The sequence below is a fragment of the Gordonia sp. DT30 genome, from assembly GCF_049844915.1.
Classification (GTDB): domain Bacteria; phylum Actinomycetota; class Actinomycetes; order Mycobacteriales; family Mycobacteriaceae; genus Gordonia.
Genome location: NZ_JBNCLY010000004.1, coordinates 170,738 through 196,019, shown reverse-complemented (window position 1 = coordinate 196,019; position 25,282 = coordinate 170,738). Strand labels below are relative to the sequence as shown.

Below are 25,282 nucleotides of genomic sequence, written 5' to 3'. Positions count from 1 at the left end.
GTGTTCTCGCCATCGATGGGCCGCGACGTCCCGGTGGAGGTCCTGCGCGCACCGGGCGGCGCTCCGGCGCCGACGCTGTATCTGCTGAACGGGGCCGGTGGTGGCGAGGACACCGCGAACTGGATTCAGCAGGGCTCACTCACGACCGTGTCCCGGCCACGCGTGACCGAAAACCCCGCAGCCGCAGGCTGTTCGCGACGACGAATACCGACGAGAACGCCATCGCGGCACCGGCGATCATCGGATTGAGCAGCCCGGCCGCGGCGATCGGGATCGCGGCGACGTTGTATCCGAACGCCCAGAACAGATTTCCCTTGATGATCGAGAGCGTGCGGCGCGAGAGGTTGATCGCGTCGATCACCTTGCGCAGATCACCGTCGACGATCGTCAGGTCGGCGGCGGCGATGGCCACGTCGGTGCCGGTACCCATCGACAACCCCAGATCGGCCTGAGCCAGCGCGGCAGCATCGTTGATGCCGTCGCCGACCATCGCCACCACGCGTCCCTGCTGCTGGAAGTTCTTGATGGCGGCCACCTTTTCTTCCGGCCGCATCTCGGCGATGACCTGATCGATCCCCACCTGACCGGCCACATGGTGCGCTGCGCCCGGGTTGTCGCCGGTCAACAGCACCGGGGTCAAGCCCATCTGTTTGAGTTCGGTAATCGCCTGCCCCGAGGTCTGTTTCACCTCGTCAGCAACCACGATGACACCGTACTCCGTCGGCCCCCGGCCCTCGACGGACACGATCACCGCGGTGGCGCCCCGGTCGTGGGCGGCGTCGACCTGGGCGGTCAACGTAGCCGGCAGTAGGTCGGCGAATTCGCGCGGACTGCCGACGCGAACCTTGTCGCCGTCGACCATTCCGGCGACCCCGGCACCCATGGTGCCGGCGAAGTCGGTGACCGTTCCCACCGGAAGATCCTGCGCGGCAACGACGATGGCCTTGCCGATCGGATGTTCGGACGCCGATTCCACGGCGGCCGCCGCCGTCAGCATCCGTTCATGGTCGGCGGCGTCGAGGGTGTGGACCGTCTCGACCCGCATGATTCCGGTGGTGACGGTGCCGGTCTTGTCGAGCACGATCGTGTCGACGCGTCTGGTCTGCTCCAGCACCTCCGGACCCTTGAGCAGGATGCCCAGCTGCGCGCCGCGGCCGGTGCCCACCATCAGCGCCGTCGGGGTCGCCAGACCCAGTGCACACGGGCAGGCGATGATCAACACCGACACCGCAGCGGTGAACGCGAAGGTAACCGGTGAATCGGTGGCGATCGCCGCGCCCATCCAGAATCCCAGCGCCGCAACGGCGATGGCGATCACCGCGGGCACGAACCAGGCCGAGATGCGGTCGGCGAGGCGCTGGGCACCGGCCTTGCCCGTCTGGGCGTCGGCGACCATCCGGGCCATCTGGGCGAGCGCCGTATCGGCGCCGACATGGGTGGCACGCACCAGCAATCGGCCGCTGGTGTTGATGGTGGCACCCACCACGGCATCCCCCGGGCCGACCTCGGCCGGCACCGATTCGCCGGTGACCATCGAGGCGTCGACGGCCGAGGCCCCCTCGACGACCGCTCCGTCGGTGGCGATCTTCTCGCCGGGACGCACCACGAACACGTCGTCGACGCGCAGCGCCTCGATCGGGATGCGGGTCTCGACCCCGCCCCGTACCACGGCAACGTCCTTGGCGCCCAAGCGCATCAGCGCGCGCAAGGCGTCGCCTGCGGTGTGCTTGGCCCGCTTCTCGAAGTAGCGTCCGAGGAGCAGGAAGGTGGTGACGCCCGCGGCGGCCTCGAGATAGATGTTCGCGGCGCCGTCGGCGCGCTGCGGGACGAGATCGAAGCCATGGGTCATCCCGGGCTCGCCCGCGGTACCGAAGAACAATGCGTACAGCGACCAGCCGAACGCCGCCAGCGTGCCCATCGACACCAGCGTGTCCATCGTGGTCGAGCCGTGACGCAGATTGAGCCACGCGGCGCGATGGAACGGCCAGGCGCCCCACACCACGACCGGCGCCGCCAACGTCAGCGACAACCACTGCCAGTAGGTGAACTGCCATGCCGGGACCATCGCCAATGCGACGACGGGAATGGTGAGTACGGCGCAGATCAGTACCCGGTTGCGTAGCGCGTCGAGCACCGGGTCGGTGTCGGTCTCGGACTCGGTGTCGGTGCGCGGCTGGTCGTCAACGGGTCCCGCGTCGTAGCCGGCGGACCGGATCACCTCGATGAGCTGGGAGGTGTCGAGGCCGGCGGGGTGATCGACGTGCGCCCGTTCGGTCGCGAAGTTGACTGTCGCGTGCACCCCGTCGAGCTTGTTGAGCTTGCGCTCGATCCGGTTGGCGCACGACGCACACGTCATGCCCTCGATGTCGAGGTCGACGCGGTCGACGCGGTCGGCGGTGGGCGCGGTGGCGGGGGTTGTCATCAGTGGCCTCGGTGGATCTCGGTGGTCGTCGGTGGCTGCTGATGCTGATGGGTAGGGGCGCCGGTGTCGGGCCCGACCGCGTGACCGACCGTGAACGCCACGACGAACACCGCCGCGAGGGCCACCAGGAAGGCGGCCACCCGTGCGGCGGTGCTCGACGCGAGGGCGCCGGCGGTCAGCGCACGCGGGATCATGATCGGCTCACACCAACTGATATCCGGCCTCGGTGACGGCCCGGGCCACATCATCGCGGGCGAGTGGCTCGTCGCTGGTCACCTCGACACGCCCCGAGTCGACGGTCACGTCGACACTCTGCACGCCGGAGATCTCCTCGATCTCCTCACGCACCGATGCCGCGCAGTGACCACAGGTCATGCCGCTCACGGTGTAGATCTCACTTGCCATGGAAATCACTCCTCACAATTCTTCGGTCCGGCGCCACGCCGGGCCCGGTTGGACACAGTCGGTTGTCAGCACACAAATGTTGCAGCACAACGCTTCTCAGGACTTGACGAGCCGCGCGATCGCCTGGACCGCCTCGTCGACCTTGGCCTTGCCCTCGGCGTCACCCTCCCGGGCGGCGCGGACGACGCAGTGGTTCATGTGCTCTTCGAGCAGACCGAGTCCGACGGCCTGCAGGGCCTTCGTCATCGCCGAGACCTGGGTGAGGATGTCGATGCAGTACTGCTCTTCCTCCACCATCCGCTGAAGCCCGCGGGCCTGCCCTTCGATGCGGCGCAGCCGGCGCAAGTAGTCGTCCTTGCGGCCGATGTAGCCGTGTTCGGCGTGGTCCATGAAGCCTCCATCGGTGCAACTGGTTCGGTGATACCCCCAATAGGTATACGCCGGCCACACGGGAAACGCTACCCCCCTAGGGTATGTGGGCCGTCGGCGAGTAAGCGAGCGCTGTCAGCGACGGCGCAGTGCTTCGGCGAGCTTCGAGAGCGCCGAGGCGACGTCATCGAGCGCATCGCCGACCGTGCCCAGGCCGCCACGACCTGCCGAGACGTCCGGCGACGGGGCGGGCAGCGGTGCGGTCGGCTCGACTGTGTGGTCTCGCGCCGCGGGCTCGGAGGCTGCGGGCTCGGAGGCTGCCGGCTCGGAGGCTGCCGGCTCGAGAGCTGCGGGCGCGGAAGTCGGGGGCGCCGGTTCCGGGGCCGGGGCCTGAGGTGGAGTCCGCGGAGTCTGCGCAGGAGCCGACAACGGCTCGGGCTCCGGTGCGGGCACGTCGAAGCTGTGACGCCGCCCCCGATAAGCAGGCAGATCGCCGGGCGGGGTGGAATCGGTGGAGCGTCGGCCACCGCGGTAGGACTCCCCGGTGGGAGCCGCCGGCGGCGGTGGCGTCTCGGGCCGCCGGATCTCGGGCTGCCGGGCCTCCGATTGCGATGTCTCGGGCATGCGGTGCGATCCGCGGGCGCCGACGCCGGAGACCGGCAGGTCGCCCGTCGACGGTCCGTGCGTGCCACCACGGGTTGTCGAGTATTCCGGCCCGGGCGCCGGGCTCGTCGTATGGGGCCCGGCGGGCGCGTGCCCGTGCCCCCCGGCGGCCATCCCCGACATGGCGCTCGGGGCATGCCCGTTGGACCTGGCGTAGACGTGCAGCCCGGGATGGCCGTAGAAGTAGCGGCAGGGCGCGTTCTCCGCGGAGTGCACCGGGCACGGATTGCGTTCGATGAGCGACTGCGCGCGGCGGTCGAAGTCGTTCCACTCCAGCCAGAGCCGACGATCGCCGCGGGGGCCCAGACTGCCGTCGGTGGCATGGTTGCCTCGATGGCCGCCGGACAGGCGGCACTCCAGCATCCAGCCCGCCGATTCGGGAAGTCCCAGCGCCCGGCGTTCAGCAGCCGAGCTGACCACCGTCGACCAGCACCCCTCGCTGTCCATCGAACCTCCAATTCGCGCGGGTCGAAGAACTCCCAACCCCCGCGGCCAGTGTACGAAGGTCCGCCTGCCGGGGCTACCCCGGGAGGACGGCCGGCACGGCGTCGGCGAACTCGGTCATCCGACCATCGGCGAAACCGAAAATGCGGGATGCGGCCCGGGGCGCAGAATGCGGGAAATCCGAGCGTACATGGCAGCCGCGGGATTCGCGACGAGCCGCCGCCGCGGCGACGACAGCACCCGCGGCCAGGGTCAGCGACGCATCCTCGGCGGCGCGCGAATCATCGATCCGCCGCACCGGCGCCGAGGACAGCACGGCGCCCACCTCGGCGAGACCCGACGCGTCGCGCCGCAGCGCGACGTGCCGGCTCATCGTGTCCTGCAGCGTCGTGCGATCGAGCGCCGGCAGCCTGACGTGCGCGGTGTGCCCGAGTGGCCCGCGGCTCTCGTCACGCCACGACGATGCGACCCCGGCCGCCGCAATACCCGTCACCACACCCTCGAGCAGGCTGTTGGACGCCAGCCGGTTCGCGCCGTGCAACCCCGTCCGCGCGACCTCCCCGGCAGCGAGCAGCCCCGGCACGCCGGTCCGGGTGACGGTGTCGGTGACGACGCCGCCGCACTGATAGTGGGCGCCGGGCACCACCGGGATGCGGCCGCCCTCGATCGACAACCCGGCTGCACGCACCCCGGCGGTCACCGTCGGGAACCGCGACGCGAAGTGCTCGATATCCGCGACGTCGAGGTAGACGCATGGATGGCCGGTGCGTTCGATCGCCGCGATCACGGCGTTGGCGACCACGTCGCGCGGGGCGAGATCGCCGAGCGGGTGCACACCCGCCGTCACCGACCGGCCGCCGGCGTCGACGAGACGACCGCCTTCGCCGCGGATCGCCTCGGTGACCAGGGTGCGCCGCCCCCGCTCGCCAGGGGTGAAGAGCATCGTCGGATGGAACTGGACGAACTCGAGGTCGGCCACCCGGGCCCCGGCGCGCAGGGCGAGGGCAATACCGTCGCCGGTTGCGCCGGCCGGGTTGGTCGTCGCGGCATAGAGGTGCCCGGCGCCGCCGGTGGCGAGCAGCACTGTCGGCGCCCTCACCACCGCCGTCTGCCCCACCCGGTCCTGCCCCGCACCCTGGCCGCCTGCCCGCAGGTATTCGATCCCGCCGACGCGGCCGTCGACATCGGTGAGCAGGCGGGTGACCACGGCGTCGTCGACGCATTCGACGCCCCCGGCGGCTTGTGCACCGAGCAACGCCGACCCCAACGCGCGCTGCACTGCCCCGCCGGTCGCGTCACCACCGGCGTGCAGGATGCGGCGCATCCGGTGCCCGCCCTCGCGGCCCCGGGCCAGGGCACCGTCGGCATCTCGGTCGAATTGTGTTCCCCACGAGGTCAGTTCGGCGACCGCGGCCCAGCCGGCGTCGAGGATCGGCCGGCTCGCCGAGGGGTCGGTGAGTCCCCCGCCCGCGGCCACCGTGTCGGCGAGGTGGGCGTCGACGGAATCGTCGGGGTCGCCCGGCATGACCGCCGCGATCCCACCCTGCGCGTAGAACGTGGCCGTGGCCTGTTCGGCACGGTCGGGCTGCCAGCGCGGCCCCTTGTGCACGACGACCACGCGCAGCCCCGCGGCATGGGCGGTCAACGCCGCGGCAATCCCGGCGACGCCCGCTCCGACCACCACGAGATCGGCGCAGCGGGTCGCGTACGCCCGTGAAGCAGTCATGGTCACGCCTTTCCGCACCGGAGATGAACCCTCGTTTTCGATCCACAGTCGAAAACCTCTGACGTGCACTGTACGCCTGGTTGCCGGCAACGACGAGGATGCGTTCACACCGAATACGGCTTGCCAACTCACCACTGCGCGGATGCGGAGCCACGTCGGAATTCGTGGCTACACTGGCCCGCGGTGACCTTCATGAACAAACCCCCTGTCAACACCCAGGTCGACCGGCGAGCGCAGCCGGCGCACGCACAGTTGCGCCCGGTCTCACCGCTGTCGGAGGCCTACCGGTTCGGTTCGACCGCCGTGCAGGCCTCCGTCGGAGTGGCACGATTCGCGGCGAGTACTGCCCTCGATGCTTTGCGGTTGCGGCCGCCGACCGCCCAGCTGACTGCCCGGCGCGCAGCCCAAGAGGTTCGCGCGACCTTCGAGCGCCTCGGCCCCACCTACGTGAAGCTGGGCCAGCTGATCGCATCCAGCCCGGGGGTGTTCACCGAGACGTTGGCCGCCGAATTCGAGGGATTGCTCGACCGCGTGCCGCCCGCCGACCCAACCGAGATCCGGCAACTCTTCATCGAAGAATTCGGGCGCCCGCCCGAAGAGGTGTTCGCGACCTTCGACACGCGGCCCATCGCCTCGGCCTCGATCGCCCAGGTCCACACGGCGACTCTGCCCGACGGCACCGAGGTCGTCGTCAAGATCCAGCGCCCGGGTATCGGTGCGCGACTGGCCCCCGACGTGGCGATCCTCGACCGGCTGGCCGCGCTGGCCGAGCGCTCGGAATACGGACGGATGCTCAGTGCCCGGCATTTCGTCGAGGACTTCGCCGCGGGCCTCGACGCCGAGCTGGACTTCGGCAACGAGGCGTCGGCGATGCGCGAATGGTATGAATGCCTGCGCCCCGGGCCTTTTGGCGATCGCGTGCGCGTGCCCCGCGTCTACGACGAGCTCAGCACGCCCCGGGTCCTGACGATGGAACGGATCTACGCGACCCGCATCGACGACGCGGCGGGGGTACGGGCCGCGGGCCATGACGGGGTGGCGTTGTGCCGCAACCTGTTGCTCTCGCTGCTGGAGTCGGCCTTTCACGGTGGCCTGTTCCACGGTGACCTGCACGCGGGCAACGTCCTCGTCGACGACGACGGGCGGCTGGTGCTCCTCGATTTCGGCATCGTCGGCCGGTTCACCCCCCGGACGCGCCGCATCCTGCGGCAACTCGTCGTCGATCTGATCGTCCGCAACGACTTCGAGTCGGCGGGCCGGGCCATCTTCTTGCTCGGCGCCGTCCGCAATCCGGGCTCGTCCGCGCAAGGCGGCGCCGACATCGAGAAGGTCGCCGCACCACTGTCGAGCACCGACCTCGGGTCGATGAGCTACACCGACCTCGGCCGTCAGCTCGCCGCCCTCGCCCGCGCGCACGACGCGCGCTTGCCGCGTGAGCTGGTCCTCGTCGGCAAACAACTGCTCTACGTGGAGAAGTACATGAAGCTCCTCGCCCCGCGCTGGAAGGCGCTGAGCGATCGCGAAATCTACGGCTATATGGCCGGGATCATGAAGGAGGCCGAGCGAGATCGCCGCGCCTCCGGCGCATCCGTTCGCTGAATCGCACCGAGCCGCCCGCAGTGGCCGATCGCGAGGCGTTGAGCGGCTCGCCACACCGTCGCCATTAGGGTGGTGTCAGTCGCGAGCGCGCGGATGGCTCGACGTCGCCGACCCGAGGGAGACGATTGATGAAACGAGTGTTGCCTGCGGTGCTGGCATTCCTCGGCGTGGCCTGCATCACGGCAGCGATCGCCGTGCCGTTGTGGCTGGTCCCGCAGCTGAAGGTGGTCCCACTTGACCTCGACATCACCTCAGACGCCACCAGCGTTGCCGCCGACGGCTCGCCCGGCGAACGCTTTCCCGCCGAGATCTTCGATCGTTGCTCGGTCGGCCAGGCCAAGGCGCAGACCCTGCAGGCGCACCTCACCCAGCAGCGCCGATCGGTCATCGTCGACCCCTCCGATCGCCGCCAGGCCACGATCCAGTCCGCCCAGACGGTGCGCATCGACGGGACCCGCGCCGCGAACGGCGACGAGTCGCAGCCTGCGGCTCCTGCGGCAAATGGCGACCTGCAGTGCAACGACGGCCTGCTGACGGCGAACATCGACCGGGTCTCACTGAACCGCAAGACATCGGTGCCCAACGGCACCGTCAGCTCGCTGCAGGTCGAGGCGGCCCCGGAGGGCGTGAACCGCAACGACGTGTCGGTTCAGCTTCCCAACCGCAAGGGTTTCCAGTACAAGTTCCCGTTCAACACCAAGAAGCGTTCGTACCTTTATTACGACCTCAACACCCGTCAGGACACCCCGGCCGCGTTCGTCGGCGAGGAGACCGTCCACGGCATCAAGACCTATCACTTCCGGACCCAGGTCCCCGAGACCGATCTGTCGTCGCTGCCGAACCCGCAGAACGAGGCACCGCTGGGGACGATGCTGACGATGCCCGCCAAGTGGTGGGGTATCACCGGTCCCGGGGTGCGGCCGGGCGATCACATCAACATGCACCGCTACGCGACGGCGACCCGCGAGGTGTGGGTCGAACCGCGCACCGGCACGATCGTCAACGGCCGTGAGGTTCAGCACCAGTACTTCCGCTCGCCCTACAAGGACGACGATTCGACGCCGGCGCCGGTGCGCAACTTCCAGCTCGACGCGCTGAAGGCCAACTTCGCCTGGAGCGACAAGACGGTGTCCGCGCAGGCCGACAAGGCCGACAAGTACATGGGCCAGTTGAAGCTCGGCAACTTCTGGCTACCTCTCATCCTCGGCATCGTCGGTGCGGTGCTGCTGCTCGCCTGCCTGCTCATCTTGCTGCGCCGACGCCGCAACCGTGGTGCCGGGCCCGACGGGGACCCGCGCGACGACGGGCAGAACGAATACGGGGACAACGAGTACGGGGACAACGGGTACGGGGAGGTCCCCGACACCGACCCGGGTGCCGATGCGCCGACCGTCGTCGACCCCGGCGGGCCGGCCGCGGCGCGCGCGGCTGCACCGACCGCGGTCATCGCCAATCAGCGATCGCGGCACAATACGCCCGCCTCCCCGAATCCGGATCACCCCGGGCACGAGGCCGGCCCGGACGACGCCGACGACGACACCGCATATCTGTGGGATCACCCGACGGAGCAGATCCCGCGGGTGGAAGGGCCGGCGCCCACGGGCGGCGGCGATCACGACTTCCGTCCCATCGACGAGTCGTCCGCGGACCCCCCGCATCACGCCCACGAGCGTCGCGACGAGGACCGGTAGCAGCGCAGCGCACGGTGTGGCCGTGGGTGTGTGTCCGGCCACGCTCACCGGGGAGCCGGCTGGCGTATGTGTAAGTCCGCTTATACCCTCGCTGCGGGGTTGATCGACTGATCAACCGAGGCACGGCGAGACGAAGGACAAGGTAGCGGATATGTGGCGATTCGAAGCGATCGGATGCTCGGTAGGCGGAGCCGTCGCCGGTGTGCTGATCTCGACCTCCATCGCTGCCCACCAGGCAGCGCAGGCGGTGTTCGGCGACTAGACGCGCAGCACAGACACAGAACGAGGGCCGGTGATCGCGATGATCACCGGCCCTCGTCGTTGTCTCGGTCTCAAGCCCTCGCGAACCTTCCGATCAGCCGATCAGAAGAACGCGGGCGCGAACGTGGTGCCCCAGGACTGCTTGAAATCGTCGTCCCAGTAGGTCCACCAGTGATCACCGTCCGGGGTGATCCGGGTGGTGAGGTGGATCGGCAGCGTGCGCAGCCGGCCGATGTAGATCTGGCTGCTCGTCGAGGCTGCGACCTCGAGCGGAACCATCTGGGCGAAGTGCACCGCGTTGAAGTTGGGGCTGCCCGGGGTGATCGACGAGTCGTAGCGGCTGCCCATGCCGGTGCCCGCGGACACGTACACGTACTTGCCGGACAGGTTGCCCGCCGAGAGGAACGGGTCGTTCTGGAACCACTCACCGGCCGGGTAGAAGCCCCACATGTTGTTGGGATCGCCGCCCGTCTGAGCCACCGATGTCTGGATGCCCTGGGTGAAGCCGGGCATGGTGACGGTCGGGTAGCCGCTGTAGGACGCGACGGCCTTGTAGAAGCCCGGGTGACGCGAGGCGAGGTTCAGCGCCGAGGTCCCCGACATCGACAGCCCGGCGATGCCGTTGCGACGGTTGTCGCTGCCGTGCCTGGCGGCCATGTAGGCAGGGAGCTCGCGGGTCAGGAAGGTCTCCCACTTGTTGATGCCGAGCTTCGGGTCGGGACGCTCCCAGTCGGTGTAGAAGCTGCCGCCGCCACCGAACGGGATCGCCACGTTGGCGCCCTTTCCGGCCATCCAGCTCGCGACGTTGGTGTTGATCAGCCAGCCGCTGTTGTTGTCCATCGCGCGCAGACCGTCGAGCAGGTACAGGGTGGGCTTGTTGCTGCCACCGTCGGAGACGATGCAGACCGGAATGTTGCGGTGCATCGACTGCGAGTAGACCGGCTCGACGATGCATCCGCGGGCCGCCGAGGCGGCCGGTGCGGCGACGGTGGTGACGCCGGCAACGGCGGCGAGGGCCACCATTCCCGCCACCAGGCGCTTACGGGCGCGAGAAAGCATGAGTTGTCAGTCCTTACGATCGTGACCCGAGCGGTCTCGTTCACATGGGGTGGTGCGGGGTGAGTGGCGGCAAGCCGCCCGGGACGATCCCCGTCGCGGTGATAGTAACGGCCCCATAACACGGCGGCAAAGGGAGACGAGCGCCCGACGACCACTTCGAGAGATCCTGCCAGGCCCCGGTGATCCTCGTCACCTGCACCGATCACGGTTACACGTCGACTTGGTCACATAGCCGAAAGTCGTCGAACACCGGATCCGATATGTCGCCGATGCCCACCTCGAGTGGCGCGGATTACAGTCGATGGCGACTGCCAGGGAGGTCCAGTGAATCAGCAGAACGCCGAAGCCGTCGTCGTCGGAGCCGGCTTGGCCGGTCTCGTCGCCACCTACGAACTCACCCGCGCCGGCCGCAAGGTGATCGTGGTCGATCAGGAGAACCGCAACAACCTCGGCGGGCAGGCCTTCTGGTCGCTGGGCGGACTCTTCCTGGTCGACACCCCCGAGCAACGGCGACTCGGTGTCCACGACTCCGCCGAACTGGCCCTGCAGGACTGGATGGGCTCGGCCGGATTCGATCGCGACGACGAGGACTACTGGCCGCGGCAGTGGGCGCGCGCCTACGTCGAGTTCGCCGCCACTGAGAAGCGACAGTATCTGCGCGACCTCGGTCTGCGGGCGCCGCTCGTCGGGTGGGCCGAGCGCGGTGGCGGATTCGCCGACGGCCACGGCAACTCGGTACCGCGATTCCATCTGACCTGGGGTACCGGCCCGGAGGTCGTCCGGGTGTTCGCCGAGCCGGTGCTCGACGCGGAACGCCGCGGACTCGTCGAGTTCCGGTTCCGCCACCGCGTCGACGAACTGATCGTCGAAGACGGCGCGGCGGTCGGAACACGCGGCGCCGTGCTGGCGCCCACCGATCTCGACCGAGGGAAGGCGTCGAACCGAGAAGTGGTCGGCGACTTCGAGATCCGCGCCGGCGCGGTGATCCTGACCACCGGCGGCATCGGCCACAACCACGACATGATCCGCGCGAACTGGCCGGTCGATCGCCTCGGCCCGGCACCGAAGACGATGATCTCGGGGGTGCCCGCACACGTGGACGGCCGGATGCTGGGGATAGCCGAGAGCGCCGGGGCCCACCTGGTGAACCGCGACCGCATGTGGCACTACACCGAGGGCATCATCAACTGGGATCCGATCTGGCCCGATCACGCCATCCGGATCATCCCCGGCCCGTCGTCGATCTGGCTCGACGCCAACGGCGACCGGCTCGCGCCGCCCAATTTCCCCGGCTTCGACACCAATTCGACGATGAAGGCGATCCTCGCCACCGGGCAGGACTACTCGTGGTTCATCCTCACCCAGACCATCATCGAGAAGGAATTCATGCTCTCGGGTTCGGAGCAGAACCCCGATCTGACCAGCAAGGACCTCAAGTTCGCGGCGAAGAGCCGCCTGGCCAAGGGTGCGCCCGGCCCGATCGCGAAGTTCGTCGAGCACGGCGAGGACTTCGTTGTCGCCGACAATCTCTCGGAGTTGGTCGCGGGGATGAACCGCATCGCGCGCGGCCCGCAACTGGATCTGGCCAAGATCGAACGCATCGTCTCCGCGCGCGACGCCGAGGTGGACAACAAGTTCGCCAAGGACGCCCAGATCATGGCCATCACCAATGCGCGGCAGTACCTCGGCGACAAGGTCGCGCGGGTCGCCAAACCGCACAAGATCCTCGACCCGGCGCACGGGCCGCTGATCGCGGTGCGGCTCAACATCCTCAGCCGCAAGACCCTCGGTGGCGTGGAGACCAACCTCGATTCGGCGGTGATGCGTCCCGACGGCACCGTCTTCGACGGCCTCTACGCCGCCGGTGAGGTGGCCGGCTTCGGTGGCGGCGGCGTCCACGGCTACAACGCGCTGGAGGGCACCTTTCTCGGCGGCTGCATCTTCTCCGGCCGCGCCGCCGGCCGGGCCATCGCGCGACGCTGAGGCGCGGCCCGATCATTGTGGTCGGGTCGCAGCTCGTCCCTTCGACACCACACCTGACCCGGGCGTGGGCTCATCCGTCGGACCCGCCGGCCGCCGACCGCTCACCCGATGGCGCCGTTCTGAGTAGCGCTGCGGGGAGAGTCCGCTCGAGCCAGTCGCGAAATCCGTCGAGGGTGTAGCCGAGGCGGTGAACCAGAAGGTCGAACGTCTCCGGGCCGGCGATGGCCCAAGCGGTGTCGATCGCTACCTGGCGAGTAAGCCCGGGCTTCAACGAGTCCTCCGGAATGGCCCCGATGATGGTGGTGAAGGTTTGGTGTCGCAGGAGCTGGAGCTCGTTCCAGTCGGCAGCGATCTCGGGATCGATGGCGGCGGCGTCACGGTAGAGCGTCCAGCCGGTGGAGGCACGCTCCGCGACCTCGGCCACCAGGTGCGCGAGCTCCCTGAGTCGACGGTCGGGCGGCATCTGTTCGGTGAACCGCTCGGACGCGTCGGCGGGTGACGCGGCACCGCCCGCGAGAACCTTCTCCATGTACCCGCGCAGGAGCTCGCGCTTGCTGCCCCAGGCCAGGTAAAGGGTCTGCACCGAAACCCCGGCCGCGGATGCGAGGCGAGTGACGGTGGTCGCGGCGTAGCCGTGCGCGGCGAACTCGGCCTCGGCCGCCTCCAGGAGCCTGTTCCGGGTCTCCTGCCGCAGAACGTCGCCGACGCGCTTCTGCCGACTGCGGTAATCGGCTGCAGCTTCTTTTTCCGTGGTCATCGACAACACCCTACCGCACGTTCTAGAGTGACACTCAAGTGCTATTGAATGGCACTCAAGAGCATAGCTGAAGGGATCAGCATCATGAAGAACACCACGATCGATAAGCCCTGGAAGCGGCCCGCAGCCGCCGCCTACGCACGAGCGCGCCGAAAGGCATTTCTGCATCCGCCGGTCACCGTGTACGAGATGGGCGCCGACGTGCGCAAGGACGAGGACGTGCCCGTGGTGATGCGCGATGGCGTGACGCTACGGCTGAACCTGTTCCGCCCCGCCGACGCCGAGGGCCCGCTGCCGGTGTTGCTCTCCGCGCACCCCTACCGGAAAGACTCGGTCCCGAAGAAGAAGGGGGGAAAGTGGTCGCTGAGCTTCCAGTTCCGGATCATGAATCAGCCTGAGCCGCTGCGGATCTCGGACCAGACGAGTTGGGAAGCACCCGACCCGGTGTGGTGGGCGCAGCACGGCTACGCGGTCATCAATCTCGACACCCGTGGCGGCGGTCATTCGCAGGGCCGCGGCGACCTCTTCTCCGACCAGGAGGCGGACGACATCTCGCAGGTCATCGCCTGGGCTGCCGAGCAGCCCTGGAGCAACGGCCGGGTGGGAACGCTCGGCGTGTCGTACCTCGCGATGTCGCAGTACAAGGTCGCAGCGTTGAACCCGCCGGCGTTGAAGGCGATCTGCCCGTGGGAGGGCTTCACCGACGCCTACCGCGACTTCATGACCCCCGGCGGCATCGTCGAGGACGGGTTCGCGAAGGTGTGGCTGGCGATCACCAAGAGAGTCGCGCGAACGAACACGAACCTCGCCGCCGAGCGGATGAAGCACCCCCTGCACGATGACTGGTGGAAGAAGATCACCCCCGACATCGCGAAGATCCGGGTTCCCATGCTCGAGTGCACGAGCTTCTCCGACGCCAACCTGCACAGCGTCGGGTCCATGCGCGCCTTCCAGAGGGCCGGCTCCGCCGAGAAGCACGCGTACACGCACCGCGGAGCCAAGTGGGCCGTCTTCTACGGGGGGGAGGCCAAGCGCGTCCAGCTCGCGTTCTTCGACAGACACCTCCGCGGGCGGGACGTCCCCGAGTTGCCACCCGTGCGGCTGGAGGTCCGAGACCGGGCCGAGCGCATCGTCGAGGTGCGCGACGAACAGCAGTGGCCCCTCGCCCGCACCCAATGGCAGCAGCTGCACCTCGGCGCCCACGGCGCCCTCACCGACGCGGCCGGCGCACCCGGGCAGGTGACCTTCGACCTCAAGCGCAACGCCGCCGCATTCGAGTACCGCTTCGAGGAGGACACCGAGCTCAGCGGCCCGATGACCCTCCGACTACAGGTGGCCACGAACGGCGCCGACGACCCACGCCTGTTCGTCGGGGTCGAGAAATGGTCGCACGGCAGGCCGGTGCCCTTCGAAGGCTCCTACGGGTACGGTCGCGACCGCATCGCCCAGGGCCGGCTACGACTCGCCCTGCGAGAACTGGACCCCGAGCTGAGCATGCCCCATCAGCCCGAGCACACCTTCCGCACCCTCCAACCGGTACGCGACGGCGAGGAGCTGGAGGTGCTCATCCCCCTGAGCTCCTCGGCAACCCTCTTCCACGCCGGGGAGAGCCTGCGGCTCATGGTCGCCGGCCGCTACCTGCAACCCCGCAACCCCCTCTTCGGCCACTTTCCAACGCACTACGTTCCGAACAAGTCCGGCCGCGCCACCATCAGCTGGCGCCCCGAGCGCCCCTCGACACTCGAGATTCCCGTGATCCCGGCACACTGAGCGGCTCCAGAGCGCGCAGATCACCCGGGCCCGAAACCGCTGCCGGCGATCAACTCCACAGTCCGGGCCGCACCGATCGCCGGTTAGGGTGGACGACGTGCCGGTGCCGCAGACGATCCTGACGCGCAAGACCAAACACGCCGTGTTCCTGGTCATGACGATCAACGAGGGCGGCGAGGCCGCGGTGCGCGATTTTCTCGCCGTCCTCGGCTCCCGTATCAACTCGGTCTCCTCCCGTGCGCCGGAGGAGGCGCTCTCGGGAATCGTGTCGATCGGGTCCGAGGCGTGGGATCGGCTCTTCGACGGCGCGCGGCCGCGGTCGTTGCGGCCCTTCGTCGTCTACCCGGGCGAGGTACACACCGCCCCGGCCACCCCGGCCGATCTGCTCCTGCACGTCAAGAGTGACCAGACCGATCTGTGCTGGGAACTCGCCCGGCTGGCGATGGACGATCTCGGTGCTGCGGTCACCGTCGTCGACGAGGTCCACGGGTTCCGGTACTTCGATCTGCGTGACCTGATCGGCTTCGTCGACGGCAGCGAGAATCCGGACGGACAGGCCGCGATCGACGCGATCACCGTCGGCGACGAAGATCCGGCGTTCGCGGGCGGCAGCTACGTGGCGATCCAGCGTTACGTCACCGACCTCGAGTCCTGGAACGCCATCGGTGTCACCGAACAGGAAAAGGCCATCGGCCGAACCAAATTGGACAATGTGGAGATGTCCGACGACGTCAAGCCGGCCAATTCGCACATTGCCCTCAACGTCGTCGAGGACGCCGACGGCGAGGAGATCGAGGTCGTCCGCGACAACATGCCCTACGGCAATGTCTCCGGCACCGGCGAGACGGGAACCTTCTACATCGTCTACTCCTCGGGTCCCGACGTCACCGAGGAGATGCTGCGCAAGATGTTCATCGGCGACCCGCCCGGCAACTACGATCGGCTGCTCGACTTCACCACCGCGGTCACCGGTTCCCAATTCTTCACGCCCACAGTCGATTTCCTCGACGATCTGCCGCCGGCACCGGCAGCCGAGGGGGGATCGGCGGACGATTCCGGCGATGGCCCCGCCGAGCCGCCCGCACCCCCACCCACCCGGCCCGGCGACGGCTCGCTGGGCATCGGCTCACTGCACTGACCCGCTTCGCCTCTCCCCCAACCACTCCCGAACCCACCCGACCGCCGACCACCAGGAGACAGCCATGAACAACCTGCATCGCGAACTCGCCCCGATCTCCGCATCGGCGTGGGAGGCCATCGAGGAGGAGGCGACGCGCTCGCTCCGTCGCAACATCGCCGGGCGCCGCCTCGTCGACGTCAAGGGGCCGCTCGGGCTCGAGACGTCGGCGGTCACCCGCGGACACCGGTCCACGATCGACTCCCCCGCCGACGGCATCCTCGCGTTCAAGCGGCACGTGCAGCCGCTGATCGAGCTGAAGGTTCCCTTCACCGTCACCCGGACGGCCATCGACGACGTCGACCGCGGGGCACTCGACTCCGATTGGGATCCGGTGGTGGAGGCGGCACGGCAGCTCGCTCTCGCCGAGGACCGCGCCGTCTTCGAGGGCTACCCGGCCGCCGGGATCAGCGGGATCCGCGCCGAGGCCACGGCCACCCCCATCGGGCTGCCCGATGATGTGCGTGACTATCCGCAGGCGTTCAGCCAGGCGTTGTCGACGCTGAAGCTGGCCTCGATCGACGGGCCGTATTCGATTGCGGTGTCCGCCGACGTCTACACGCTGATCAACGAGACGTCCGACCACGGCTACCCCGTTCGCGAGCACATCCAACGGCTGATCGACGGCGAGATCGTCTGGGCACCGGCGATCACCGGCGCATTCGTGCTGTCCACCCGGGGCGGGGACTTCGAGTTGACGATCGGGCAGGACGTGTCGATCGGCTACGACTCACACGACGCCGACGTGGTGAACCTGTACTTCCAGGAGTCCTTCACCTACCTCACCTACACCGGCGAGGCAGCGGTCGCGCTCGCCGGAGCCTGAGCCACCTCGACCGGGTCTCTGGGACAGGAACTTCTGGAGATCACGACATTTCAGACACCGGCGCCACCCGGCCCACCAATCCCGGCATAACCATTCGCCGGGACGAATTCTCATTGCTACCGTCGTCGAGGTGATCGCCCCATGCTGACCCGTTTGATCCGCACGTATCTGTCCCGATATCCGGGGAACATCACCGCGGTGATCCTGCTGCAACTCGTCGCCACCGCGGCGATGCTGTATCTGCCGACCCTCAACGCCGACATCATCGACAACGGGGTGGCCCGCGGCGACTCCGCCTACATCCTGCGCATCGGCGGCTGGATGCTCGCGGTGACCGTCGTGCAGATCGTGTGCACCCTGATCGCCCAGTATTTCGGCTCGCGTGCCGCGCTCGGCGCCGGTCGCGACATCCGCCACGACCTGCTGCATCGGGTCAACACGTTCTCCGCGCGCGAGGTCGGCAGCTTCGGCGCGCCGTCGCTGATCACCCGCAACACCAACGACGTCCAGCAGGTGCAACTGCTCGCCGTGATGAGCACCTCCATCCTGGTGATGGCGCCGATCATGTGTATCGGCGGCATCGTGATGGGCATCCGCGTGGCGCCCGGCCTGTCCTGGCTCCTCGTCGTCGCCGTCCCCATCCTCGGTATCACCATGGCCGCCATCATCGCGCGCATGATCCCGGGATTCCGGGCGATGCAGGATCGGCTCGACGCGGTCAACCGCGTCATGCGCGAGCAGATCACCGGCATCCGCGTGGTCCGCGCGTTCGTGCGGGAACGCCATGAGATGGCACGCTTTTCGGTCGCCAACGACCAGTTGAGCGATGCGTCCATGCGGGTCGGCCGCATGATGGCGCTGATGTTCCCGGCGGTCACCATGATCACCAACGTCACGATCGTCGCGATCATCTGGTTCGGCGGGCATGCCGTCTCCGACGGCAGCGTCGAGATCGGTGCGCTGACCGCGCTGATGACCTACGTCATGCAGATCATGATGTCGGTGATGATGGCCTCCTTCCTGGCCATGATGGCCCCCCGCGCCGCGGTCTGCGCCGAACGGATCGGTGGGGTCCTCGACACCGAGACGTCGGTGCGGCCGCCGCAGCAGCCGGCGCCCTTCGCCGGCGATCCCGCGACGGTGGAGTTCGACGCAGTGCAGTTCCGCTACCCCGGCGCCGACGAGAACGTCCTCTCCGACATCGGCTTTCGCGTGCGCCCGGGTACCACCACCGCCATCGTCGGCTCGACCGGTTCGGGCAAGACCACCCTGATCGGTCTGGTGCCCAGGCTCATCGATGTCACCGCCGGTGCGGTCCGCGTCGGCGGCACCGATGTGCGGGAGCTCGATCCCGACGAGTTGCGGTCGGTGATCGGGCTCGTCCCGCAACGGCCATATCTGTTCTCCGGCACCGTGGCCACCAATATCCGTCATGGCAAACCCGACGCCAGCGACGAGGAGATCTGGGCGGCATTGCGAGTCGCGCAGGCCGCAGACTTCGTCGCCGCGATGCCAGAGCAGCTCGACACCCCGATCGCGCAGGGCGGCACCACCGTCTCGGGCGGGCAGCGGCAACGACTGGCCATCGCCCGTGCCTTGATCCGGCGACCGTCGGTGTATCTGTTCGACGATTCGTTTTCGGCCCTCGACCTCACCACCGACGCGAAACTCCGTGCGGCACTACGCCCGGCCACCGCCGACGCCGCGGTGTTGATCGTCGCGCAACGGATCTCGACGATCGTCGACGCCGACCAGATCATCGTGCTCGATCGCGGACACGTCGTCGGACGCGGCACCCATGACGAATTGCTCACCTCCAGCGAGACCTACGCCGAGATCGCGCGCTCGCAACTGTCGATCGGAGAACACGCATGACCCGCCCCGGACCGGGCCGTGGCCCCATGGCGGGCGCCGGACCCGTGCTGGAGAAGCCGAAGTCGTTCGGGCCGTCGATGAAGCGGATGGTGCGCCTGCTGATGTCGCACCGCTGGCAGATGGTGGTCGTGCTGACGGCGATCGTCGGGTCGGTGATCCTGCTCGCCGCGGCACCACGCATCCTCGGACACGCCACCGACCTCATCTTCGACGGCGCCATCGGCAAGATGCTGCCCGCCGGGATCAGCAAGGCGCAGGCCGTCGACGGTCTGCGCGAGCGGGGTCAGGGCACCTTCGCCGACATGGTGTCGTCGATGGATCTGACCCCCGGAGTGGGGATCGACTTCACCACCGTCGCCTGGACGCTGCTGATCGTCGTGATCTGCTACGTCGCGTCATCGTTGTTGACCTGGATGGCTTTTCGGCTGCTCAATGTGATCGTGGTCGACACCGTTCGCGGTCTGCGCACCGAGATCGAGCAGAAGGTGCACCGGTTGCCGTTGCGCTACTACGACTCCACGCCGCGTGGCGACCTCCTGAGCCGCGTGACCAACGATCTCGACAATCTGTCGCAGGGTCTGCAACAGACCATCTCGCAGTTCGTCAATTCGGTGCTGACCGTGATCGCCCTGCTGGTGGTGATGCTCTGGATCTCGCCGCTGCTGGCGCTGATCGCGGTGGTGACCGTCCCGCTGGCGGTGGCCGCGACCGCACTCATCGCCCGCCGCTCCAAACCGCACTTCATCGCCCAGTGGTCATCGACCGGAAAACTCAACGCCCAGATCGAGGAGGCGTTCACCGGGCATGAGCTGGTGAAGGTGTTCGGCCGGCAGGACGAGATCGAGCGGACCTTCGACGAACGCAATGAGCAGCTCTACCAATCGAGTTGGCGGGCACAGTTCATCTCGGGCATGGTCATGCCGACCATCATGTTCCTGGGCAACCTCAACTACGTCGCGGTCGCCGTCGTCGGTGGTCTACGGGTCGCCTCGGGATCACTGAGCCTCGGTGAGGTACAGGCATTCATCCAGTACTCCCGCCAGTTCACCCAACCGCTCACCCAGATCGGGTCGATGATCAATCTGATGCAGAGCAGCGTGGCCTCGGCCGAGCGCATCTTCGAGATCCTCGACGCCGACGAGCAGACGCCCGATCCGGCGCAGCCGCAGAGCCCCGCAGAAGACAAGGGCCGCATCGAATTCGAGGACGTGTCCTTCCGCTACGTCCCCGACAAGCCGCTGATCGAGGATCTGTCGCTGGTGGCCCGGCCCGGGCACATGGTCGCGATCGTCGGACCGACCGGCGCGGGCAAGACCACCCTGGTGAACCTGATCATGCGGTTCTACGACGTCGACGCCGGACGCATCGTCCTCGACGGTGTCCATACGCGCGCCATGACGCGTGACGACCTGCGCGAACGAACCGGCATGGTGCTGCAGGACTCGTGGTTGTTCGGCGGCACGATCTACGACAACATCGCCTACGGTGACCCGGGCGCGCCGCCTGAAGACGTGATGGCCGCGGCGATGGCCAGCCACGTCGACCACTTCGTCCGGACGCTGCCCGACGGCTACGACACCGTCCTCGACGACGAGGGCGGCGGGGTGAGTGCCGGTGAGCGACAACTCATCACGATCGCCCGGGCCTTCCTGGCACGGCCCACCATCCTGATCCTCGACGAGGCCACGAGTTCGGTGGACACCCGCACCGAGCTGCTGATCCAGCAGGCGATGGCCAATCTGCGCGCCGACCGCACGAGTTTCGTGATCGCGCACCGTCTTTCGACGATCCGAGACGCCGACACCATCGTCGTGATGGAGGACGGACACATCGTCGAGCAGGGCAATCACGACGAGCTCCTCGCCGCCCAGGGTGCGTACTGCCGGCTGTATCAAAGCCAGTTCGCCGGGGCCCTGGAAACCGAATAGACCGCAACCGAATAGACCGCCGACCGAGTAGACCGCCGACCGGGTGGCCGGGACGGGCTCAGGCTCCCCGGCCGCGTTCGAGCTCGCCGGCGATGCCCCGTTCGAGCGCCGCGGCGGCCGGCGACGGGACGTCGATCAGGCCGTCGAGCTCGCTGCGCGCCTTGCGGTATGCGGCCTGCCGTTCGGCCGGGGTGGCTGCGGCGTCCACCGCGATCGAGATGAGTTTGCGCGCCCGATCGAGCGATTCGCGTTCTATGGGTGAAAAGTCGGATTGCTTGCGGCGCCGGGCTTCACGCTCGGCGGCATCGAAGGATGCGGCATACACCTGTACCGCGTCGCGGTAGTCGCCGAAGGTCTCCGGGTCGAGCGTCTCGCCGGGTTCGGGTGCCAGATCGTCGGCACGCACCTTCGCCTGGTGGAACGCCAGCGTCAGCGGTTCGCGCATGTCGATCAGCATCGGGAACTCGATCAGCGTCGCGAGGTCGAGCTCGTAGGCGAACCACTTCTCGTTGATCTCGTCGTGGCGTTTGCGGACCTTGTTCACCTGCGCCGCGTCGGCCTGGGTGATGCGCAGCTGCTCGCTCTTGGCGGTCGCCTTGATCCGGGCGAGCTCGATCTTGTCCCGGCGGCGCTTCTCGTTGTACCGCGCGATGTGATTTGCCCAGCCTCCTACGACGCCGCCGACCGGGAAGATCAGCCACCAGTAGCTCTGCGCATAGTGGAGGAATTGGTCCACGTGACAACCCTACCGGCCCCGGCCCCGGCGGCGCCGATGTCCGGTCCTTCGTTCAGCGAAACCTCAGTAGCCGGCCTCGGCCGACACCGTCGAGATCAGCTCGTCCCCGGCGACGAAGCGCCGGATGTTCTCGGCCACCCAGGGCGCGAACTCGCGCGTCAGACCCGACGCGGGATTGGCGACGTGTGGGGTGATGATGCAATTGGGCAGCGACCACAGCGGATCCTCCGGCGCAGGCGGCTCGGGATCGGTGACATCGAGTGCGGCACCGGCGATCTCGTTACCGCGCAATGCCCAATAGAGGGCCTGCTGGTCGACCAGCGGACCGCGCGCGACGTTGACGACCCAGCAGTGCGCGGGCAGCGCCGCGAGGCTGGCCGAGTTGATGAGGTGATGGGTCTGCGGCGTCGACGGCGCCGCCAGCACGACGTGGTCGGTCGAGGTCCACACCTCGTCCATCCGCGTGGTCGGCAGCGTCCGGTCGGCGCCCTCGACACTGCGCCCGGAACGGTTGACGGCAAGCACCTCGGCGCCGCACGCCTTGAGTCGTCCGGTCAGCGCCGCGCCGATCCCGCCGGCGCCGACGATGGCCACCGTCGCGCCACGCAGGGTACGGACCGCGGTGTCGATGGGCTCCTTGTCCCAGTGGTCGCGGACGGCGGTGTGGATCTGGCGCAGCCCGGTCAGCAGCAGGGCCAGGGCATGTTCGGCGACGTTCTCGGCGTAGAAGCCCGACGCGTTGGTCCAGATCCGCTTGTCGTCGAGCACCCCGGCCGCGAGGAAGCCCTCGATACCCGCGGACTTCAGCGCCACCCACCGCACCGCGTCGGGCAGGGCGGGGAAGCTGCCGGGATCGCCCAGCCACACCAGCGCCTGCGCGTCGTCGAGCCCGACGACGCGCGCCCCGGCGCCCTCGACCGCGGCCACCACGTGGGCGTCGCGCACCGGCTCGACCGCCACCCGCAACTGCTCGCCGCTCGATCCCGTCATGAACGCGCCGGCGCGATCTCGCGGGCCGCCGACGTTGCCAGCCGGTCGGCGATCTCGTTGTAGTGGTCGCCGTTGTGGCCCTTGACCCAGCGCCATTCCACGCGGTGCCGCTTCTCCTCCTCGATGAGGCGTTTCCACAGTTCGGCGTTCTTCACCGGCTTCTTGTCGGAGGTCTTCCAGCCGTTGCGCTGCCAGCCGGCCACCCATTTCATGATCCCGTTGCGCACGTAACTGGAGTCGGTATAGAGGATCACCGTCGACGGCCGGGTCAGCGCGGCCAGCCCTTCGATCGCCGCGAGCAGTTCCATCTTGTTGTTGGTGGTGTCGGGATCCGAGCCGGAGAGCTCCTTCTCGGTGCCCTTGAATCGCAACACCGCCCCCCAGCCGCCCGGTCCCGGATTTCCCAGGCAGGCGCCGTCGGTGGAAATCTCGACGACGTCGTCGGGAAGGGGGCTCGCGGTCGGATCATTCGCCATTCGTCCAAGATTACGAGACACGCGGCGGCTGGTCGAAACGTCTAGGGTGAATGCATGCCCGTCTGGGATCCGACACGCTATCTCCAGTTCGCCGACGCCCGCACACGCCCGTTCCTCGACCTCATCGCGCAGGTCCCGATCGAACCGGTCACCATCATCGATCTCGGCTGCGGACCCGGGCACCTCACCCGCCACCTGCGGGCCCGCTGGCCGGACGCCCAGATCCTCGGCATCGACTCGTCGGCAGAGATGATCGACGAGGCGCTGCGCGGCAACTCCGACCCGGACGCGAACTACGACATCCACGACGTGACCACCTGGGCGCCCTACGAGCCGGTCGATCTCATCGTCTCCAACTCGATGTTCCAGTGGGTTCCCGACCAGTTCACGGTCATCGGTGCCCTGCTCGACCACCTGACGCCGGGCGGCGCGTTTGCGGTGCAGGTTCCCAACAACGCCAGCTCGACCACCCACACGCTGCTCGACGAGATCGCCCGCACCGAGCCGTACGCGCAGTATCTGCACGAGGTACGACGTCTGCCCACCACCGCCCCCCTGGAGTATCTGGAGTTCTTCGCCGAGCGCGGCTACTCGGTCAACGCCTGGGAGACCACGTACCTGCACGTCCTCGACGGCGAGGACCCGGTGTTCGACTGGATCTCGGGTACCGGTGCGCGCCCGTACCTGCAGGCGTTGCCCGACGATCTGCTCGAGCAGTTCACCGAGGACTACAAGGCGCAGTTGCGTGAGCGGTACCCGACACATCCGTGGGGCACGCCGCTGCCGTTCCGCCGTACCTTCGCCGTCGCGGGGCCGGCGGCGCATCAGTATTGATCGGCGGGACTGCCGCCCGGCCGCACGCCGGTGTAGACGCCCTCGGGCCGGAAGCGCAGCCGTGGCGCCTGGTACTCCTCGAGGGCGTGCGCGGTCCATCCGGCGATGCGGGCGAGCGCGAAGACGGTTTCGGCGGCATCGGGACGCATCCGGTACCGTAACGCCACGGCAGCCAGCGCCAGGTCGGAATTGATGAACGACGACGGGCCGATCGCATCGTCGATCGCGGTGAGGGCGGGCACCACCCGACGGTCCCCGCCACCACTGCGCCGCAACATCTCCAGCAGTGCCGTCGCCCGCGGATCTCCCGTCCGATAGACGACGTGCCCGGTTCCGGGAACAGGCGTGTCGGCGTAGAGGGCAGCGGCCACGGCGGCGGTCGGGTCGTCGAGCGCGTCGGCGAGGAATCGGTAGGCCAAAGTGGTTGCGCCGCCGTGCATCGGCCCGTCGAAGGCGCCGAGGCCGGCACCGATGACCGCGTAGACGCTACCCCGCGCGCTCGCCGCGACGCGGGCCGCAACGGCGCCGGCGGACATGTCGTGATCGGCCAGCAGCACCAGGGCCGCGTTGAGGAGGGCGGCCGTCCGGGCGGTGGCGGGCTCGTCGGTCAGCCGCGGCCACAGACGTTGCGCGAATGAGCCTTCCGCCGGTCCGGGGGTCAGCGCGTCGACGGCGGTGACGAGCACCCGGGACGCCTTCACGGTCACCGCGGCCGGCTCGATGTGATGCCGCAACGGGTCTCGCGCACCCAACAGATCCACGGTGAGCCGGATCAGGTCCACGCCACGCGAATTCGGCCCGGCCACGCGCCGCACTGCGGCGCCGACCCCGCGCGACGGGGCGGCGGATACCCAGGGTTGCTCCCAGAGCAACTGCGCCACTTGCTCATACGTCGATGCGCGAGCGAGCTCCACGACATCACGGCCGCGATAGTAGAGCCGATCGTCGTGCAGAAGGGTGAGCTGGGTGCGGATGCGTTCGGCGACCCCGGCCGGTGGACGGTGCCGGGCACGATCGCCGAGCGCGTCGATCTCGTCGATCGGGAACATGCTGCCGTCGTATCCGTCGATCCGGGTACTGTGCAGCCGCCCGCGGCTCACGTAGGCATACACCGTGGAGATCTTGACCCCCAACACCTTTGCGACCTGTTCGGTCGTCAGGTAGTCACGGCCGTCATGACGGATCGGCTTCGGAAAACGGCGGGTGTGTGTGCGGTCCACACATTGATTGAATCAACATTGACCGCCGCGCTCAACGTCGCCATCGTGAACCGTGGGAACCGCAGACGAGG

General features: G+C 68.3%; 21 protein-coding genes. 9 read left to right on the top strand and 12 right to left on the bottom strand.

Going from position 1 to position 25,282, the window contains the following annotated elements:
* Nucleotides 1-139: 139 nt before the first annotated feature.
* The 6 genes from ACLQ3C_RS06145 to nadB form a co-directional block, all read right to left on the bottom strand.
* Nucleotides 140-2,422, bottom strand: a complete 2,283-nt coding sequence (locus ACLQ3C_RS06145) for a heavy metal translocating P-type ATPase (protein WP_425704149.1) — start codon at nt 2,420-2,422, stop codon at nt 140-142.
* A complete protein-coding gene (locus tag ACLQ3C_RS06140) occupies nt 2,422-2,616 on the bottom strand; it encodes a hypothetical protein (protein WP_425704148.1) in 195 nt (64 codons plus the stop codon). The genes ACLQ3C_RS06145 and ACLQ3C_RS06140 overlap by 1 nt, the downstream gene beginning before the upstream one ends.
* 7 nt (nt 2,617-2,623) lie before the next feature.
* On the bottom strand, nt 2,624-2,827 hold the full coding sequence (locus ACLQ3C_RS06135; RefSeq protein ID WP_425704147.1) for a heavy-metal-associated domain-containing protein: 204 nt from the start codon (nt 2,825-2,827) through the stop codon (nt 2,624-2,626).
* Nucleotides 2,828-2,923: 96 nt separating this feature from the next.
* Nucleotides 2,924-3,217: a metal-sensitive transcriptional regulator gene (locus ACLQ3C_RS06130; RefSeq protein ID WP_425704146.1), complete on the bottom strand. Its 294-nt coding sequence runs from the start codon at nt 3,215-3,217 to the stop codon at nt 2,924-2,926.
* Nucleotides 3,218-3,331: 114 nt separating this feature from the next.
* Entirely contained in the window at nt 3,332-4,306 is a 975-nt protein-coding gene (locus ACLQ3C_RS06125; protein ID WP_425704145.1) for a hypothetical protein, read from the bottom strand.
* A gap of 73 nt (nt 4,307-4,379) precedes the next feature.
* Nucleotides 4,380-6,029 (bottom strand): L-aspartate oxidase, encoded by a 1,650-nt coding sequence (nadB, locus tag ACLQ3C_RS06120; protein WP_425704144.1) that lies wholly within the window; start codon nt 6,027-6,029, stop codon nt 4,380-4,382.
* 192 nt (nt 6,030-6,221) lie between these two features.
* Here nadB and ACLQ3C_RS06115 point away from each other — a divergent pair, with 192 nt between their 5' ends.
* Together ACLQ3C_RS06115 and ACLQ3C_RS06110 are read left to right on the top strand one after the other, a co-directional pair.
* Nucleotides 6,222-7,628 (top strand): ABC1 kinase family protein, encoded by a 1,407-nt coding sequence (locus ACLQ3C_RS06115; protein WP_425704143.1) that lies wholly within the window; start codon nt 6,222-6,224, stop codon nt 7,626-7,628.
* Between the two features lie 128 nt (nt 7,629-7,756).
* On the top strand, nt 7,757-9,319 hold the full coding sequence (locus tag ACLQ3C_RS06110) for a DUF3068 domain-containing protein (protein ID WP_425704142.1): 1,563 nt from the start codon (nt 7,757-7,759) through the stop codon (nt 9,317-9,319).
* 363 nt (nt 9,320-9,682) lie between these two features.
* Here the strand turns inward: ACLQ3C_RS06110 and ACLQ3C_RS06105 are convergent, their stop codons facing one another.
* On the bottom strand, nt 9,683-10,639 hold the full coding sequence (locus tag ACLQ3C_RS06105; RefSeq protein WP_425704141.1) for an alpha/beta hydrolase: 957 nt from the start codon (nt 10,637-10,639) through the stop codon (nt 9,683-9,685).
* A gap of 324 nt (nt 10,640-10,963) precedes the next feature.
* Here ACLQ3C_RS06105 and ACLQ3C_RS06100 point away from each other — a divergent pair, with 324 nt between their 5' ends.
* Nucleotides 10,964-12,622, top strand: coding sequence for an FAD-binding dehydrogenase (locus ACLQ3C_RS06100; RefSeq protein WP_425704140.1), 1,659 nt, complete (start codon nt 10,964-10,966; stop codon nt 12,620-12,622).
* Nucleotides 12,623-12,692: 70 nt separating this feature from the next.
* Here the strand turns inward: ACLQ3C_RS06100 and ACLQ3C_RS06095 are convergent, their stop codons facing one another.
* Entirely contained in the window at nt 12,693-13,379 is a 687-nt protein-coding gene (locus ACLQ3C_RS06095) for a TetR/AcrR family transcriptional regulator (protein ID WP_425704139.1), read from the bottom strand.
* Between the two features lie 84 nt (nt 13,380-13,463).
* Here ACLQ3C_RS06095 and ACLQ3C_RS06090 point away from each other — a divergent pair, with 84 nt between their 5' ends.
* The 5 genes from ACLQ3C_RS06090 to ACLQ3C_RS06070 all read left to right on the top strand — a co-directional run bounded on the left by ACLQ3C_RS06090 (nt 13,464) and on the right by ACLQ3C_RS06070 (nt 20,955).
* Complete coding sequence (locus ACLQ3C_RS06090) at nt 13,464-15,149, top strand: CocE/NonD family hydrolase (RefSeq protein WP_425704138.1); 1,686 nt, start codon at nt 13,464-13,466, stop codon at nt 15,147-15,149.
* A 97-nt stretch (nt 15,150-15,246) separates the two neighbouring features.
* Nucleotides 15,247-16,287, top strand: a complete 1,041-nt coding sequence (locus tag ACLQ3C_RS06085; RefSeq protein ID WP_425704137.1) for a Dyp-type peroxidase — start codon at nt 15,247-15,249, stop codon at nt 16,285-16,287.
* A gap of 64 nt (nt 16,288-16,351) precedes the next feature.
* The gene (locus ACLQ3C_RS06080; RefSeq protein ID WP_425704136.1) at nt 16,352-17,152 is read left to right on the top strand and encodes a family 1 encapsulin nanocompartment shell protein; all 801 of its coding nucleotides are present in this window, start codon (nt 16,352-16,354) and stop codon (nt 17,150-17,152) included.
* 141 nt (nt 17,153-17,293) lie between these two features.
* Nucleotides 17,294-19,027, top strand: coding sequence for an ABC transporter ATP-binding protein (locus ACLQ3C_RS06075; RefSeq protein ID WP_425704135.1), 1,734 nt, complete (start codon nt 17,294-17,296; stop codon nt 19,025-19,027).
* Entirely contained in the window at nt 19,024-20,955 is a 1,932-nt protein-coding gene (locus ACLQ3C_RS06070; RefSeq protein WP_425704134.1) for an ABC transporter ATP-binding protein, read from the top strand. The genes ACLQ3C_RS06075 and ACLQ3C_RS06070 overlap by 4 nt, the downstream gene beginning before the upstream one ends.
* Before the next feature lie 58 nt (nt 20,956-21,013).
* Here the strand turns inward: ACLQ3C_RS06070 and ACLQ3C_RS06065 are convergent, their stop codons facing one another.
* The 3 genes from ACLQ3C_RS06065 to rnhA all read right to left on the bottom strand — a co-directional run bounded on the left by ACLQ3C_RS06065 (nt 21,014) and on the right by rnhA (nt 23,157).
* Nucleotides 21,014-21,691, bottom strand: a complete 678-nt coding sequence (locus ACLQ3C_RS06065; protein ID WP_425704133.1) for a hypothetical protein — start codon at nt 21,689-21,691, stop codon at nt 21,014-21,016.
* 63 nt (nt 21,692-21,754) lie between these two features.
* Nucleotides 21,755-22,681 (bottom strand): D-isomer specific 2-hydroxyacid dehydrogenase family protein, encoded by a 927-nt coding sequence (locus ACLQ3C_RS06060; RefSeq protein WP_425704132.1) that lies wholly within the window; start codon nt 22,679-22,681, stop codon nt 21,755-21,757.
* Entirely contained in the window at nt 22,678-23,157 is a 480-nt protein-coding gene (rnhA, locus tag ACLQ3C_RS06055; protein WP_425704131.1) for a ribonuclease HI, read from the bottom strand. The genes ACLQ3C_RS06060 and rnhA overlap by 4 nt, the downstream gene beginning before the upstream one ends.
* A 54-nt stretch (nt 23,158-23,211) precedes the next feature.
* Here rnhA and ACLQ3C_RS06050 point away from each other — a divergent pair, with 54 nt between their 5' ends.
* Entirely contained in the window at nt 23,212-23,991 is a 780-nt protein-coding gene (locus ACLQ3C_RS06050; protein ID WP_425704130.1) for a methyltransferase domain-containing protein, read from the top strand.
* Here the strand turns inward: ACLQ3C_RS06050 and ACLQ3C_RS06045 are convergent.
* Nucleotides 23,982-25,211 (bottom strand): citrate synthase, encoded by a 1,230-nt coding sequence (locus ACLQ3C_RS06045; RefSeq protein WP_425704129.1) that lies wholly within the window; start codon nt 25,209-25,211, stop codon nt 23,982-23,984. The genes ACLQ3C_RS06050 and ACLQ3C_RS06045 overlap by 10 nt on opposite strands.
* Nucleotides 25,212-25,282 lie beyond the last annotated feature (71 nt).